We start from the raw sequence: 13,976 nt of genomic DNA on the forward strand, positions 1-13,976 counted from the left end.
TGCGCCAGATCAGGATGCCGGGGGGCAGGATCGCCGATGGCCCGCCAGCCGGACGATCCGGGGCGGGGCCGCCAGGACCATCTCGTGGAGGGACAGCAGACATGGCCGACGCCCCTCACCCGGCTCCCCCGGGTTCCGCCCTGCCCCCTCACAGCGTCGGCCTTGCCGAGCTCCGCCGTGGCGAGGCCGACCCCGCCAGTCTCCCCGCCACGCCGCCCGCCCCGCGCCGTGGCCGGCCCGTGCCGATGGGCCGGCTCCGGCGCTGGATGCACGCCCTGGTGCCGCGCGGCCTGCTCGGGCGCGCCCTGCTGATCGTGCTGGTGCCGATGCTGGTGCTCCAGGGCATCGCCCTCCAACTCTTCTACGGCAACCATCTCGACGTCATCTCCCGCCGCCTCGCCGCTGGCCTGGCGGGCGAGATCGGCATGGTGGTCGAGATGATCCAGCACGCTCCGCCCGGCTCGGACACGAGCTGGATCTTCCGCGAGGCCGCCTGGCGCCTCGACCTCTCCATGGCCTTCGAACCCGGCGCCATCCTGTCCAGCCGCGACCAGCCGCGCACCGCCTCCCTCCCCCTCCTGCCGCTGGAGGAGGACCTGCAGCAGGCCCTGCGCGAACGCCTTCTCCTGCGCTTCGACGCCGACTGGCAGAGCGACCCGCGCAGCGTCATCGTGCGCGTCCAGCTCCCCGATGGCGTGCTGCACGTGGAAGCGCCCCGCAAGCGCCTCTTCACCGGCACGCTCTACCTCTTCGTCATCTGGCTGGTCGGCGCCTCGGCCCTGCTCTTCCTGATCGCCGCCCTGTTCATGAAGAACCAGGTCCGCGCCCTGCGTCGCCTCGCCGCCGCGGCGGAGGCCTTCGGCATGGGCCGCGACCAGGGCCCGGTGAAGCCCGAGGGCGCCACCGAGGTCCGCCAGGCCGCCACCGCCTTCAACCGCATGCATGCCCGCATCCGCCGCTTCGTCGCCCAGCGCACGGACATGCTGGCCGGCATCAGCCACGACCTGCGCACGCCCCTCACCCGCATGCGCCTCGCGCTCGCCATGCTGCCCGTCCCGCCGGACGATCCCGGCTTCGAGCAGGACATCGCCGACCTCACCCATGACGTGGAGGAGATGGAGCGCATGGTCGCCGGCTACCTCGCCTTCGCCCGTGGCGAGGTCGAGGGCAAGCCAGGGCCGGTGGACCTCGTCGATCTGGCGCAGAACGTCGCCGCCAAGGTCCGCCGCGACGGCGCCGCCGTGGCCCTGCACGCGCCGGAAAGCCTGGTCCTGCCCGCGCGCGGCGACGCGCTGCGGCGCTGCATCGCCAACCTCGCCGACAATGCCCGAAAGCATGCCGGCCGCATCACCCTGACAGTGGAACGGGTGGACGAGCACTGGGCGCAGGTGATCGTGGACGATGACGGCCCCGGCATCCCGCCCGAACAGCGAGAGGAAGCCTTCAAGCCCTTCGCCACCCTGTCGGGCAACAGCACGGGCCTGGGCCTCGCCATCGCCCGCGACATCGCCCGCGCCCATGGCGGCGACGTGATCCTGCAGGACAGCCCCCTCGGCGGCCTCCGCGCCCGCATCCGCCTGCCGGCCTGATACCGGCAGCGCCTTTCCCTGACCTGCCGCGGCTACAGCGCCTCTGATTCCCCCGGGGAAAAGCGCCTCGCCGGTCCAGCTTTTCCCGGGGCTGGACACCGGTGCAATGCCGGCCGGCGCCCCGCCGCTTCAGACGTTGAAGCGGAAAAGCAGCACGTCGCCATCCTTCACGACGTACTCCTTGCCCTCGACGCGCATCTTGCCCGCCTCCTTCGCCCCCTGCTCGCCCCCCAGCGCCACATAATCCTCATAGGCGATGGTCTCGCAGGCGATGAAGCCGCGCTCGAAGTCGTTGTGGATCACCGCCGCCGCCTGCGGCGCCCTGGTGCCGCGCGTGATGGTCCAGGCGCGCGCCTCCTTGGGCCCGCAGGTGAAATAGGTGATCAGCCCCAGCAGCTCGTAGCCGGCGCGGATGATGCGGTCCAACCCGCTATCCTCCAGCCCCAGGCTCTCCAGGAACTCCGCCCGGTCGGCGGCCGCCATCTGGCTGATCTCCGCCTCGATCGCGGCCGAGACCACCACTGCCTTGGCCCCCTCGGCGGCGGCCCGCTCGAAGACCCGCGCCGAATGCGCGTTGCCGGTGGCCGCCGAACCCTCCTCGACATTGCAGACATAGAGCACCGGCTTGGTGGTCATCAGCTGCAGCCGCGCCGCCGCCTCTTCCTGCCCCTTGGGCACCGCCGTGCGCGCCGGCCGGCCTTCCGTCAGCGCCGCCACGATCGGCTCGGCCAGCGCCACGAAGGCCACGCTTTCCTTGTCGCCGTTCTTCGCCTTCTTCTGCGCCGTCCCCAGCCGCTTCTCCAGGCTGTCGAGATCGGCCAGCATCAGCTCCGTCTCCACCGTTTCCGCATCGCGGATCGGATCGACGCTGCCCTCGACATGGGTGATGTCCCCATCCTCGAAGCAGCGCAGCACATGCACGATGGCATCCACCTCGCGGATATTCGCCAGGAACTGGTTGCCCAGCCCCTCCCCGCGCGAGGCGCCGCGCACCAGCCCGGCGATGTCCACGAATTCCAGGCTGGTCGGCACCGTCTTCTGCGACTTGCCGACCCGCGTCAGCTCGTCCAGCCGCCGGTCCGGCACCGCCACCCGCCCCACATTCGGCTCGATGGTGCAGAAGGGATAATTCGCCGCCTGCGCCGCCGCCGTCTGCGTCAGCGCGTTGAAGAGCGTGGACTTGCCCACATTCGGCAGCCCGACGATGCCGCAGTTGAAACCCATGATCCGTCTTTCTCAATCATCGCCCAGAAGGGCATCGCCCAGAAGGGCATCGCCCAGAAGGGCATCGCCCAGAGGACGCCGCCCATGCGGGCGGGCGCGACCTGCCGCGCCACGCATCCCGTCGCGTATCCCCTCCGGGGCCAATCCCGTTCGGCCACAGCCATTACGCCGCCCGCGCCCGCAGGGCCAGCGGTAAGGCCCGCCGCCTCCGATCCGCGCCCGGCGCAGGCCCTCAGCCCTTCACCACCGCCCCCGGCACGATCTCCGCCACCAGTTCCGCCGGCCGGCAAAGCCGCGCCCCGCCCGGCGCCAGCACCACCGGCCGCTCGATCAGCGCCGGCGCCTTCACCATCGCCTCGATCGCCGCCCTGGAGGACAGCCCCGGCTGGTCCAGCTCCATCACCGCGAATTCCGGCGCCTTCCGCCGCAGTAGGTTGCGCGGGGCGATGTCCATCCGCGCGCAGGCGTCCCGGATCTCCTCGGCCGAGGGCGGCGTCTTCAGGTACTCGACCACGCGCGGCTCGATCCCGGCCGCGCGGATCGCCGCCAGCACCTTGCGCGAGGTGCCGCAGGCGGGGTTGTGCCAGATGGTGACGCCCTCGTCGGCATCGGGGGCAGCGGCGGCGGACAAGGCAGGTCCCTCCCGGAAACAGCGCCGGCCAGGCCGGCATCCCGCCCACCGATAAAACGGATCGCGCCCCGACGGAACGCCCCATCCGCGCCACGGTCCCTGGCCCCCCCGAGGAAAGGCGCCGCCTCTCCCCCGGGGCCACAGGCGCAGCAGCCGGGACAAAGCCCAGCCCCGATGCGTCAGTCCCCACCTTCCACGGACCCGGCCACCGGCTCCGGCGCCACCCGCCCGCGCGGCCCGAACATCCGCCACAGCCCCAGGAAGGGCGCCGCCAGCAGCTTCGGCACGCTGTCGTAGCGCCCCTGTTCCTCCGGCCCCAGCCCCATGCGGAAGCGGTACTGCATATCGGTGGGCCGGAAGGTGCCGAACAACCGGTCCCAGACAGCCAGGAAGGTGCCGAAATTGACGTCCCAGTCCCGCACCTCGCAGCTGTGGTGCAGGTGATGCTGCGCCGGGCTCATCACATACCGCTCGAACCGCCCGAAGGAGAGCGCGATATGCGAGTGGCGGAGCTGGTAGAAGGACAGAACGTCACACAGGAAATACGCGTCCATCCCCATCAGTACCGTCTCGGTCGGCGGCAGGCGCAGCAGGTAGCAGGCCACGCCGACAAAGGCGCCCACCACCACGGCCCCGCTCATCAGTTCCATGAAGCGCTCGCCCGGATGCTGCCGGCGGTTGGACAGCGGCACCAGGAATTCGGCGCTGTGATGCACCTTGTGGAATTCCCACAGGGCCGGAACCTTGTGCTCCAGGTAGTGGCGGAAGAAGTTCACGAAATCCTGGAACACGATGGAGCCGGCCAGCAGCGCTGCCCAGCTCCACCAGCCCTGCTCCCCGCCTTCCCGCGCGCCGAAGACGCCCTGCATGGCGGACCAGACGGCGAAGGTCACCACGCCATTCGACAGCAGCGCCGGCACGATCAGCAGCTTGTCGATCACCCAGGCGACGGCGACGAACACCACATCGACCCGCACCGAGCGATGCCGGAACATCTCCGCCGGAAAGCAGAAGCGCAGGAAGCCGCGCAGCGATTTCCGCAACTCCCCAGGCGTCTGGAAGACATAGGCCACCACCGCGCCCAGCACCATGCTGCTCCAGCTGACCAGGACGAGCAGGCCGCCCCCCGTCAGCGCATGGCGCAGCACATAGTCCAGCGCCGGCCAGCTTCCCTCGAACGCCATGCCAGCAGCCTTTGTGCAGTTGCGAGATGGTTAAGATCGCGCAGTCGCGATTGCGTCCATCTCAACGGAAGATGACGAAATTTTAGGACTTTCCGCCGAATTGTAGCCAACCCGGCCCCCGCAACCGCCGGGACGCACCGTCGCCCGACCCACCAGGAAGCAGCTCCAGGGCAGCCCCTTGCGCCGCTATGCCGCCCCCTTGTCCATCCCCTGGGTCAGCAGCGCCACCTTCGTCATGAACTCCTCAGGCCGGCCCTGCGCCAGGAGGGGCGCCGCATCGGCCACCGCGTCCAGCAACGGCTCCACCCAGGTATCGACCTTGGCGAAATCGCCGAGCACATGCCCGTGCACGCGCTCCTTCATCCCCGGATGCCCGATGCCCAGCCGCACCCGCCAGAAATCCGGGCTGCCGAAGGCCCGCTGCATGTCGCGCAGCCCGTTATGCCCGGCCGCACCCCCGCCCTTCTTCACCCGCACCTTGCCCGGCGCGAGATCCAGCTCGTCATGGAAGGCCCAGACATCGGCGGGGGGGATCTTGTGGAAGGCCGCCGCCGGCTGCACCGACTGGCCACTCGCATTCATATAGGTCTGTGGCTTCAGCAGCGTGATCCGCTGCCCGGCGATGGTGCCATCGGCGACCTCGCCCTTGAAGCGGCTCCGCCACGGCCCGAAGCCGTGGCGGCGCGCGATGGCGTCCAGCGCCATGAAACCGATGTTGTGGCGCTGCCGCGCATGTTCCCGGCCAGGATTGCCCAGGCCCACCCACAGCAGCACCGCAGCGGTTCCTTACTTCTTGCCCTTCTTGGCCGGGGCGGCGGGGGCCGCCGGCGCGGGCGCCGCGATCACCACCTCTTCCTCGACCGTCGGCGGGGCGAGCGTCGCCACCACGAAGTCACGGCCCAGCACCGCCTCGGTGCCGAAGCTGTCCTTCACGCTGGACCAGCGGAAGGTGTCGCCGATCGTGCCCTCGGCCACGTCGATCTCGAAGGCTTCCGGCACGGAGTCCGGATCGGACAGCACCTCGATCTCGCGGCGCACGACGTTCAGCGTGCCGCCTTCCTTGATGCCCGGCGCGCTTTCCTCGTTCAGGAAGGCCACCGGCACCATGACGCGGATCTTCTGCCCCGGGGCGAGGCGCTGGAAGTCCACATGCAGCGGCTGGTCCGTCACCGGATGGAACTGCACGTCGCGCATCAGCGTGCGGACGGTCTGGCCGCCCACCGCCACCTCATAGAGGTGCGACTTCCAGCCGCCCTTCTGCAGCTCCTTCACCACGACGCGCGGGTCGAGGCTGATCAGCGCCGCCTCCTGCTTCGCGCCGTAGATCACCGCGGGAACCTGTCCCGCCCGCCGGGTCGCGCGTGCCGCCCCCTTACCTGCCTGCTCGCGCGCCTCGGCTTCGATCCGGATGGTCTGGACCATGGCCGTAATCCTTAGAAATGTCGTGAAACGGATCGCGCGCCGGCCTCCAGGGGTGCCAGCGTGCGCGCCCCTCCTAGCCCAGCCGTCCCGCCCGCGCAACGCCGCACTCCGCATGGGTGCCGCCCCCGCGCCGGGAGGCCCCCTCCCGGCAGCGTCGCGCGTCCTGAGGAAACCTCCCCCGTCCCGGCCCGCTTGCAAGGCAGCGGCGGGCCAGCCGCCCCACCCATCCTCCGAAGGAGAGCGACGCATGAAGAAGCATGGATCGGCCGTCTGGCAGGGCGGCCTGAAGGACGGCAAGGGCACCATCTCAACCGAGAGCGGCGCGCTGAAGAACCAGCCCTACGGCTTCAACACCCGCTTCGGCGACACGCCCGGCACCAACCCGGAGGAGCTGATCGGCGCTGCCCATGCCGGCTGCTTCTCCATGGCTCTCAGCAACATCCTGGGGGAGGCCGGCTTCAAGGCGGACGAACTCGCCACCAAGGCCGAGGTCACGCTGGACAAGCAGCCGGACGGCTTCGCCATCACCGCCGTCCGCCTGACCCTCAAGGCGAAGATCCCCGGCATCGACGAGGCGAAGTTCCAGGAACTCGCCGCCAGGGCCAAGGCCGGCTGCCCCGTCTCCAGGCTGATGACGGCCGAGATCAGCCTCGACGCCAGCCTGGCCTGACCCATCTGGCTTGATCAATCTCGCCGCCCGGGCGGGCGCCAGCGGTTGACGTCCGGCCCGGGTGGCTCTCTTTCTCTGCGCCACAGGAGACAGCCAGAGGGAGCCGCCCACCCTTGTTCCGCCCCAGCCCGTCCACCCGGACCCGCCAGCGCAATCCCGGCCGGCCCACCGCCGTCGCGGCCGCCCTGGCCGCCACGGCCCTGCTTCCCCTCGCCGCGCCGCGCCCCGCCGGGGCGGCCCCCGCCTGCCAGGTCGTCCGCTTCGAGCGTGGCCAGAACGGCACGGAGATCGCCGGCATGGCCCCGCCCCGCGACATGCTCTGCTACACCCTGACCACCGCCCCGAACCGGACGGCCAGCTTCCGCCTCGCCGCCTCCCCGAACGTCGTCCTGGACGTTCCGGGCATCGCGGAGGACCGGCGCGAGGTCACCTTCCGCACCGAGCGCCGCACCTACCAGATCCGCGTCGGCCAGCTCGCCCGCGGTGCCTATGCCGAGCCCTTCCGGCTGTCCATCAGCCTGGACTGACCCCGCGCGGAACGGGGCCGCTTTGCGGGGAGGGGACCAGAAGATGCCCCCTCCGGAACCCCCGTCCCTACCCCGCCAGATCGGCCGGGGTGAACCGCCAGGCACCGCCCCCGCCCGCCGGCGGCTCCACCCAGAGCGGCAGCGCGTTGGGCGTCCGTACATTCGCCGGCAACCCGGCCGCCTGGCGGAAGGCCCGCCACAGCGCCCCATGCGCCACCACCAGCACCGGCCCCGGCAGGGCCAGCGCCCGGTCGATCGCCCGCACCGTGCGCGTCCGCAGCGCCGCGAAGCTCTCCCCCCTTCCGGGGTGAAGCGCCCCTCGACCCAGTCGTCGAACCACTCCGCCATCGGCTGGCCTTCCTGCACGCCGAAGCCGACCTCGCGCAGTTCCTCGTCGGTGGAGAAGTCCAGCCCCAGCGCCTCGGCCACGACCCGCGCCGTGTGCTGCGCCCGCCCCAGCGGCGAGGCCACGATGGAGACGATCCGCCGCCCCTCGCCCGGCTCCGTCAGGGCCAGCGCCGCGCGCCGCGCCTGCTCCACGCCCACGCTGTTCAGCGGGATGTCCACATTGCCCTGGCTCAGCCCGCGCGCGTTCCAGTCCGTCTCGCCATGGCGCAGGAACCAGAAGGGCACGCGGCGCCCCGGCACCGCGCCCGAAACCTCCGTCATGCCTCCAGCCCTTCCGCTTCCATCACCCGCGCCACCGCCGGCCGTGCCGCCATCCGGGCATAATGCGCGCGGCACTCCTCCGGCAGGTCCAGCCTGAAGGCCCGCACCGCCCAGCGCTCCTGCATGAACAGGTAGTAGTCCGCCAGCCCCGGCCGCTCGCCACCCAGATAGCCGCCACTCCGCGACAGCGCCTCCCCGGCCTGCCGCATCGCCTCCGCCACACGCCCGACCGAGGCCGCCCGCAGCTTCGCCGCCTCGGTCTCGCCCTCGATGAACCGCTGCGGCATGAAGGCCGGAAAGAAGCCCTGCGCCTGCCGGAAGGAGCACCATTGCAGCCAGGACAGCGCCAGCGCCTTCTCCAGCGGATCGGACGGCAGCAGCCCCGCCGCCGGATGCGTCTCCGCGATGAAGACGCAGATGGCCGGGATCTCTGTCACCACCTTGTCCCCCACCACCAGGGCCGGCACCTCGCCCTTGGGGTTCACCGCCAGATAGTCCGGCCGCCGTTGTTCCCCGTCCTTCAGGCTCAGGAAACGCGTCTCGAACGCCGCCCCCGCCTCCGCCAGCAGCAGATGCGGGATGGTGGAGGTGGTCCCCCGCGCACCCCAGAGAACAAGGCGCGGGGGCGCCGCACCCCCCGCCCCGCTGCCCGCCGCCAGCGTCACGCCGCCAGCCCCTCGGCCTCCAGCGCCCGCTTCACCGCCGGCCGCGCCAGCATCCGCTCCAGATGCGCGGCGAGCTTCGGCGGAAGCTGGTGGCCCAGCCGCTTCACCCACCAGTACTCGACGAAGAACAGCGCCGCATCCGCCACGGAATACCCGGAGGGCAGCGCCCAGTCGCCGCCCTTCCAGCCCTTCTCCAGCGTGGCGAAATACTTCTCGGCATTCGCCTTGCCCGTCTCCAGCACCTTGGGATGGTCCGCCTCGCTGGGTGCGAAGCGCGCCGGGCCGAAGATGCGCGAGAAGGCCTGCGGATGCACCGTGCCGCAGACATAGTCCACCAGCTCCAGCACCCGCACCTGCGCCTCCAGCTCCGCCGGCCACAGCGCCGTCTCCGGGTTGGACCCGGCCAGCCACAGCGCGATCGCCGGCCACTCCGTCACCACGGAACCGTCCTCCCGCTGCAGCGTCGGCACCTTGTGCTTCGGGTTCACCGCCAGGAACTCGGGCTTCATCTGCGCCTGTTCCTTCAGCGACACCACCACGCCCTCATAGGGCTTGCCGATCTCTTCCAGGATCACGTGGATGCCGAGGCTGCAGGCGCCGGGCGAGTAGTAGAACTTCATGTCGGGCTCCATTTCCCGGGCGGCCCCGCGCCAGCGGCGCGGCATGGCCACCTCCCCCATCGGCCTGGGAGGACCTGCGGAACCACAGGCCCCGCCAGCCACCCCCAAGGCCCGTGGCGCGGAGCATCGGCGGCGGCGCCAGCCCGCGCAAGGCCCCGCCCGGCACGAAACCACGCCTTCACGCTCCTGCAACACCCAGGCGCGGCACCCCGCCCCGCCACGTCCGGGGCCGCGCCCGGCCAGCGGGGCAGGCCGGAACGCCGCGGTCATCCCGTCCTCCTGGAAGCGCCCGGACATCCGCCGCATGTCATGGGTCATCCAGCCAGGCATCCGCCCCGGCAACTCCGTCCAGGCCGCCGCGATCACGCCCCCGGTCAGCGCCTCCGGCCCGGGGATCTCCAGCACCTCGCGCGGCAGCGGCTCCTCCGCCGCGTCCCGCCGGCGCAACTCGGCGACGACGACGCCCGCGATGTCCTCCGCATCCACCATCGCCACGCCGCGCGAACCCACGGGCTTGGGATAGACCCCCTGCTCCGCGATCGGCTGCCGCAGATGCGCGTCGTTCTGCATGGAATCCGCATGAAACAAGCCGGGCGCAGGATCGTGGCCGCCATGCCGCGCTCGGCCAGCATCCGTTCCATCGCGAACTTGCCCGCGAAACGCGGCACGTCGCTGCTGCTCTCGGCCTCCAGCACCGAGAGACGGCAGGCGCCTGGCGCCCATCTCCACAGATGCGGGGAAAATCTCCTTCCGCACGCCGGTCGCGGCGGAAGCCTATAAGCCGCAGGTTGCGGAACCGTCATCTCCGGTCCCGCAACCCCGTCGAACCCCATCCAGGCCAGCCCCCGGCCTGCCGGCCCGCACCCGAAGCGGCGCGGGCCATGGTCCCGGTCCCGGCTTAGTTGAACAGCGTGGAAACCGAGCTTTCCTCGCTGATCCGCCGCATCGCCTCGGCCAGCAGCGGCGCCACGGTGAGCTGCCGGATGTTGCTCGACACCCGCACCGCCTCGGTGGCCTGGATGCTGTCGGTGATCACCATCTTCTCGATCGGCGCCGCGCCGATGCGCGCCACGGCCCCGCCGGACAGCACGCCATGCGTCACATAGACGCTGGCCGAATTCGCGCCGTTCTTCAGCAGCGCCTCGGCCGCGTTGCACAGAGTCCCGCCCGAATCCACGATGTCGTCCACCAGGATGCAGTCGCGGCCCTGCACGTCGCCGATCACGTTCATCACCTCGGACACGCCCGCCTGCGGCCGGCGCTTGTCGATGATGGCCAGGTCGGTGTGCAGCCGCGTCGCGATCGCCCGCGCGCGCACCACGCCGCCCACATCGGGGGAAACGACCATCAGGTCACGGCCCTTGTAGCGCTCCAGGATGTCCCGGGCGAAGAGCGGCGCGGCGAAGAGGTTGTCCACGGGGATGTCGAAGAAGCCCTGGATCTGCCCGGCATGCAGGTCCAGCGTCAGCACGCGGTCGGCACCGGCCTCGGTGATCAGGTTCGCCACCAGCTTGGCCGAGATCGGCGTGCGGGGACCGGACTTCCGGTCCTGCCGGGCATAGCCGAAATAGGGAATGACCGCGGTGATGCGACGCGCCGAGCCGCGACGCAGCGCGTCGAGCGTGATCAGCAACTCCATCAGGTTGTCGTTCGTGGGAAAGCAGGTGGACTGCACCACGAAGACGTCCTCGCCGCGCACATTCTCATGGATCTCGACGAAGATCTCCATGTCGGCGAAACGGCGGACCGAAGCCTGGGTCAGGGGCAGGTTGAGGGATGCAGCAACGGCCTCGGCGAGGGGGCGGTTGCTGTTGCATGCAATGATTTTCATGGAAGGGCAGCCTTGGAGGGGGAGGCGCGCTGCGGGATAGCAACCTCACCGAAGCGTGTCCATGCATGAGATGCAATGCAGCAAAATAAGACTCCCCTTGATGCCGCAAAGCCGCAACGGAATCGCCGCCCGCCCGGCCGCTCCCCTCTTCCGCACCCCCGCCGCCAGGGCGGCATGCGGCTTCAACATGGCACCCATCCGTCCCACCGCCTTTTGCGCCGCAGCGGTTGGCCCAACTCCCCCAGGCCCGCGGCAATCCCGCCACGGGCATGAACGGGAACCGGCCGATGCCGAACCTCTTCGACCCGATCCGCCTGGGTGACCTCACCCTGCCCAACCGCGTCATCATGGCGCCCCTCACCCGCGCCCGCTCCCCCGGCCATGTGCCCGGCCCCCTGGTGGCCGAATACTACCGCCAGCGCGCCTCCGCCGGCCTGATCATCAGCGAGGGCATCCCCGTCTCCCCCATGGCGGTCGGCTATGCGGATGTCCCCGGCCTCTGGAGCGAGGAGCAGGTCGAGGGCTGGAAGCCCGTCACCCGCGCCGTGCATCAGGCCGGCGGCCGGATCTTCGCCCAGATCTGGCATGTCGGCCGCATCTCCGACCCGTCCTTCCTCGGCGGCCAGCCTCCTGTCGCCCCCAGCGCCATCGCCGCGAAGGGCCATGTCAGCCTGCTCCGCCCGCAGCGCCCCTACGTCACCCCCCGTGCCCTGGAGACGGAGGAGGTCGCGGCCATCGTCGAGCAGTTCCGCCAGGCCGCCGCCAATGCCCAGCGCGCGGGCTTCGACGGCGTGGAGTTGCACGCCGCCAATGGCTACCTGCTCGACCAGTTCCTGCAGGACAGCACCAACCGCCGCACCGACCGCTACGGCGGCTCCATCGGGAACCGCGCCCGCCTGCTGATGGAGGCGACCGACGCCGCCATCTCCGTCTTCGGCCCGGGCCGCGTCGGCGTCCACCTCGCCCCGCGCTGCGACGCGCATGACATGGGCGACAGCGACCCGGCAGCCCTCTTCACCCATGTGGCCCATTCCCTCGGCGAACGCCGGATCGCCTTCCTCTGCGCCCGCGAGGCCCAGGGCCCCGACAGCCTCGGCCCGCAGCTCAAGCGCGCCTTCGGCGGCGCCTACATCGCCAACGAAGGTTTCACGAAGGACAGCGCCGAGGCCATCCTCGCCAGCGGCGACGCCGATGCCGTGGCCTTCGGCAAGCTCTTCATCGCGAACCCGGACCTGCCGGAGCGCCTCGCCCGCAACCTGCCGCTGAACACGCCGGACCCGGCCACCTTCTACGCCCCCGGCCCGCATGGCTACACCGACTACCCCGCCCTGGCCGAGGCTGCCTGAACCCAGGCCGCTCGCTTCCCGGGGGAAAAGGCTCCGCCGTCGACGCCCCGCCTTTCCACCCGCGCCAAGGGATCAAGCCATAGGGCAACGGCCGCCACGGGAGCCCACGAAAGCCCGGGGTCCGGGGACCGGCTTCGGTCCCCGGCGGAGTGGGGGTCCGGGGGCAAGGCGGCGCCTTGCCCCCGGAGGCCGAACACGCAGCGGAACGCCTCACCTGCAACAGCGCTCCGCACGCGGCGAATGCCTGCCCACAGCATTGCGACTCAATCTCAGCGTCATAGGGTTGTAACCTACGCCGGCCTATGCCGCTGTCCGGGATTCGCCCCGGCCACTCCGCTGCCCTGGCACTTGGCTGACCCGCCGCGCAGGAGGACAAGACACGCCATGAACCACACCACGACGACGCCCCCCGCCGCGGCCACCTCTCCACAACAGACTTTCGGCACCGACGGCATGGCCGCGATGGAGCGGCCGAGCCGTGTCACCCGGATCTTCATGGGCATCGTCGCCTGGGCGGAACGGCTGAACCTCCGCCACTCCAAGGTCGGCAACCCGCCGGTCTACGACAACGCCACCTTCCCCTGGGCGGCGGAGATCGAGCGCGAATGGCCCGCCATCCGCAAGGAGCTCGACCGCGTCCTGCTCCGCCAGGAAGACCTGCCCGGCTTCCACGAGCTGTCCGCCGATGTCCGCACCATCAGCACGGACAAGGCGTGGAAGACCTTCTTCCTCACCGGCTACGGCCTCTCCTCGCAGAAGAACATCGACCTCTGCCCCGAGACCTGGCGGATCGTGCAGAAGATCCCCGGCCTCAAGACCGCGATGTTCTCGATCTTCGAGCCCGGCAAGCACCTGCCGCCCCATCGCGGCCCCTACAATGGCGTGCTGCGCCTGCATCTCGGCCTGATCGTGCCGGAATCGAAGGACGACCAGCTCGCCATCCGCGTCGACAAGCAGGTCTGCCACTGGCAGGAAGGCAAGGCCCTCATCTTCGACGACGCCTATGAGCACGAGGCCTGGAACCACACGGACAAGACCCGCGTCGTCCTGTTCGTGGACTTCGTGAAGCCGCTGCGCTTCCCCGCCCGCCTGGTGAACTGGCTCCTGCTGAACCTCGCCCCTTTCACCCCCTTCATCCGTGAGGGTCTGGAGAACCAGAACGCCTGGGAGAAGCGTTTCTACGCCGAGGCCGAGAAGCTGCGGAACCAGCAGGGCTAGGCACCACCACGCCCTTGACCCGGCACGCGGCGCGCCCGCCGCGTGCGCCAAGTCACATCGCCCCCGGGCCGGACGGGCGAGAAGCCTTGCCCATGACGGAACACGGAATCTGGCCGAACAGCTTCCTGGCGGCCCTGGCCCGCGACACCCGGCGCGGCATCCCCACGCCGCCCGCGCGGCACCCCGCCGGAACGGCGCAGCCTGGATTGCCCCCGGCCGGGACCGGCAACGGCCATCCTCCGGCGGAATCCGCCTCCTCCAACCCACCGGCCAACCAGATGGCAGCCCAACGCAACCCGCCCGGCTGATCCCAGCCCATCGCAACGCGGCGCTTTCCCATCCACCGCCCAACCACCCACCAATCTTCTGAAGAAGCTCTG

The 13,976-nt window shown here is 70.7% G+C and carries 14 protein-coding genes and 1 pseudogene; 6 read left to right on the forward strand and 9 right to left on the reverse strand.

What is annotated here, in order from left to right; genetic code table 11:
* The first annotated feature begins 101 nt into the window (after positions 1–101).
* Positions 102–1,589, forward strand: coding sequence for an ATP-binding protein (locus MVG78_RS18540; protein ID WP_247555009.1), 1,488 nt, complete (start codon positions 102–104; stop codon positions 1,587–1,589).
* A gap of 129 nt (positions 1,590–1,718) precedes the next feature.
* On the opposite strand, the gene ychF is transcribed toward MVG78_RS18540, so the two are convergent.
* The 5 genes from ychF to MVG78_RS18565 all read right to left on the reverse strand — a co-directional run bounded on the left by ychF (position 1,719) and on the right by MVG78_RS18565 (position 6,050).
* Positions 1,719–2,813 carry a redox-regulated ATPase YchF gene (gene ychF, locus MVG78_RS18545; RefSeq protein ID WP_247555024.1) on the reverse strand — a complete coding sequence of 365 codons (1,095 nt, stop codon included), beginning with the start codon at positions 2,811–2,813 and terminating at the stop codon, positions 1,719–1,721.
* Positions 2,814–3,045: 232 nt separating this feature from the next.
* Positions 3,046–3,444: an arsenate reductase (glutaredoxin) gene (gene arsC, locus MVG78_RS18550; protein ID WP_247555044.1), complete on the reverse strand. Its 399-nt coding sequence runs from the start codon at positions 3,442–3,444 to the stop codon at positions 3,046–3,048.
* A 179-nt stretch (positions 3,445–3,623) separates the two neighbouring features.
* Positions 3,624–4,628, reverse strand: a complete 1,005-nt coding sequence (locus MVG78_RS18555; protein WP_247555054.1) for a sterol desaturase family protein — start codon at positions 4,626–4,628, stop codon at positions 3,624–3,626.
* Positions 4,629–4,814: 186 nt separating this feature from the next.
* Complete coding sequence (pth, locus tag MVG78_RS18560; RefSeq protein ID WP_247555061.1) at positions 4,815–5,402, reverse strand: aminoacyl-tRNA hydrolase; 588 nt, start codon at positions 5,400–5,402, stop codon at positions 4,815–4,817.
* Between the two features lie 12 nt (positions 5,403–5,414).
* A complete protein-coding gene (locus MVG78_RS18565) occupies positions 5,415–6,050 on the reverse strand; it encodes a 50S ribosomal protein L25/general stress protein Ctc (protein WP_247555063.1) in 636 nt (211 codons plus the stop codon).
* Between the two features lie 247 nt (positions 6,051–6,297).
* Here MVG78_RS18565 and MVG78_RS18570 point away from each other — a divergent pair, with 247 nt between their 5' ends.
* Both MVG78_RS18570 and MVG78_RS18575 read left to right on the forward strand, forming a co-directional pair.
* Positions 6,298–6,720, forward strand: a complete 423-nt coding sequence (locus tag MVG78_RS18570) for an OsmC family protein (protein WP_247555065.1) — start codon at positions 6,298–6,300, stop codon at positions 6,718–6,720.
* 113 nt (positions 6,721–6,833) lie between these two features.
* Entirely contained in the window at positions 6,834–7,247 is a 414-nt protein-coding gene (locus MVG78_RS18575) for a hypothetical protein (protein ID WP_247555067.1), read from the forward strand.
* Positions 7,248–7,314: 67 nt separating this feature from the next.
* Here the strand turns inward: MVG78_RS18575 and MVG78_RS18580 are convergent.
* The 4 genes and pseudogenes from MVG78_RS18580 to MVG78_RS18595 all read right to left on the reverse strand — a co-directional run bounded on the left by MVG78_RS18580 (position 7,315) and on the right by MVG78_RS18595 (position 11,032).
* Positions 7,315–7,916: pseudogene (locus tag MVG78_RS18580) on the reverse strand (histidine phosphatase family protein).
* Positions 7,913–8,581, reverse strand: a complete 669-nt coding sequence (locus MVG78_RS18585) for a glutathione S-transferase family protein (protein WP_247555069.1) — start codon at positions 8,579–8,581, stop codon at positions 7,913–7,915. The pseudogene MVG78_RS18580 and the gene MVG78_RS18585 overlap by 4 nt, the downstream one beginning before the upstream one ends.
* Positions 8,578–9,771 (reverse strand): glutathione S-transferase C-terminal domain-containing protein, encoded by a 1,194-nt coding sequence (locus tag MVG78_RS18590; RefSeq protein ID WP_247555070.1) that lies wholly within the window; start codon positions 9,769–9,771, stop codon positions 8,578–8,580. Before MVG78_RS18590 ends, MVG78_RS18585 begins: the two co-directional genes overlap by 4 nt.
* A gap of 328 nt (positions 9,772–10,099) precedes the next feature.
* Complete coding sequence (locus tag MVG78_RS18595) at positions 10,100–11,032, reverse strand: ribose-phosphate pyrophosphokinase (protein WP_027281105.1); 933 nt, start codon at positions 11,030–11,032, stop codon at positions 10,100–10,102.
* Between the two features lie 287 nt (positions 11,033–11,319).
* Between MVG78_RS18595 and MVG78_RS18600 the strand changes: the two genes are divergently transcribed.
* From MVG78_RS18600 to MVG78_RS18610, 3 genes are all read left to right on the forward strand, one after another.
* Complete coding sequence (locus MVG78_RS18600; protein ID WP_247555072.1) at positions 11,320–12,378, forward strand: alkene reductase; 1,059 nt, start codon at positions 11,320–11,322, stop codon at positions 12,376–12,378.
* Positions 12,379–12,762: 384 nt separating this feature from the next.
* Positions 12,763–13,596, forward strand: a complete 834-nt coding sequence (gene olsC, locus MVG78_RS18605) for an ornithine lipid ester-linked acyl 2-hydroxylase OlsC (RefSeq protein ID WP_247555074.1) — start codon at positions 12,763–12,765, stop codon at positions 13,594–13,596.
* Between the two features lie 92 nt (positions 13,597–13,688).
* Positions 13,689–13,904 carry a hypothetical protein gene (locus MVG78_RS18610; RefSeq protein WP_247555075.1) on the forward strand — a complete coding sequence of 72 codons (216 nt, stop codon included), beginning with the start codon at positions 13,689–13,691 and terminating at the stop codon, positions 13,902–13,904.
* Positions 13,905–13,976: the final 72 nt, after the last annotated feature.

Origin of the sequence: Roseomonas gilardii subsp. gilardii, from assembly GCF_023078375.1 — a bacterium.
Lineage (GTDB): Bacteria > Pseudomonadota > Alphaproteobacteria > Acetobacterales > Acetobacteraceae > Roseomonas > Roseomonas gilardii.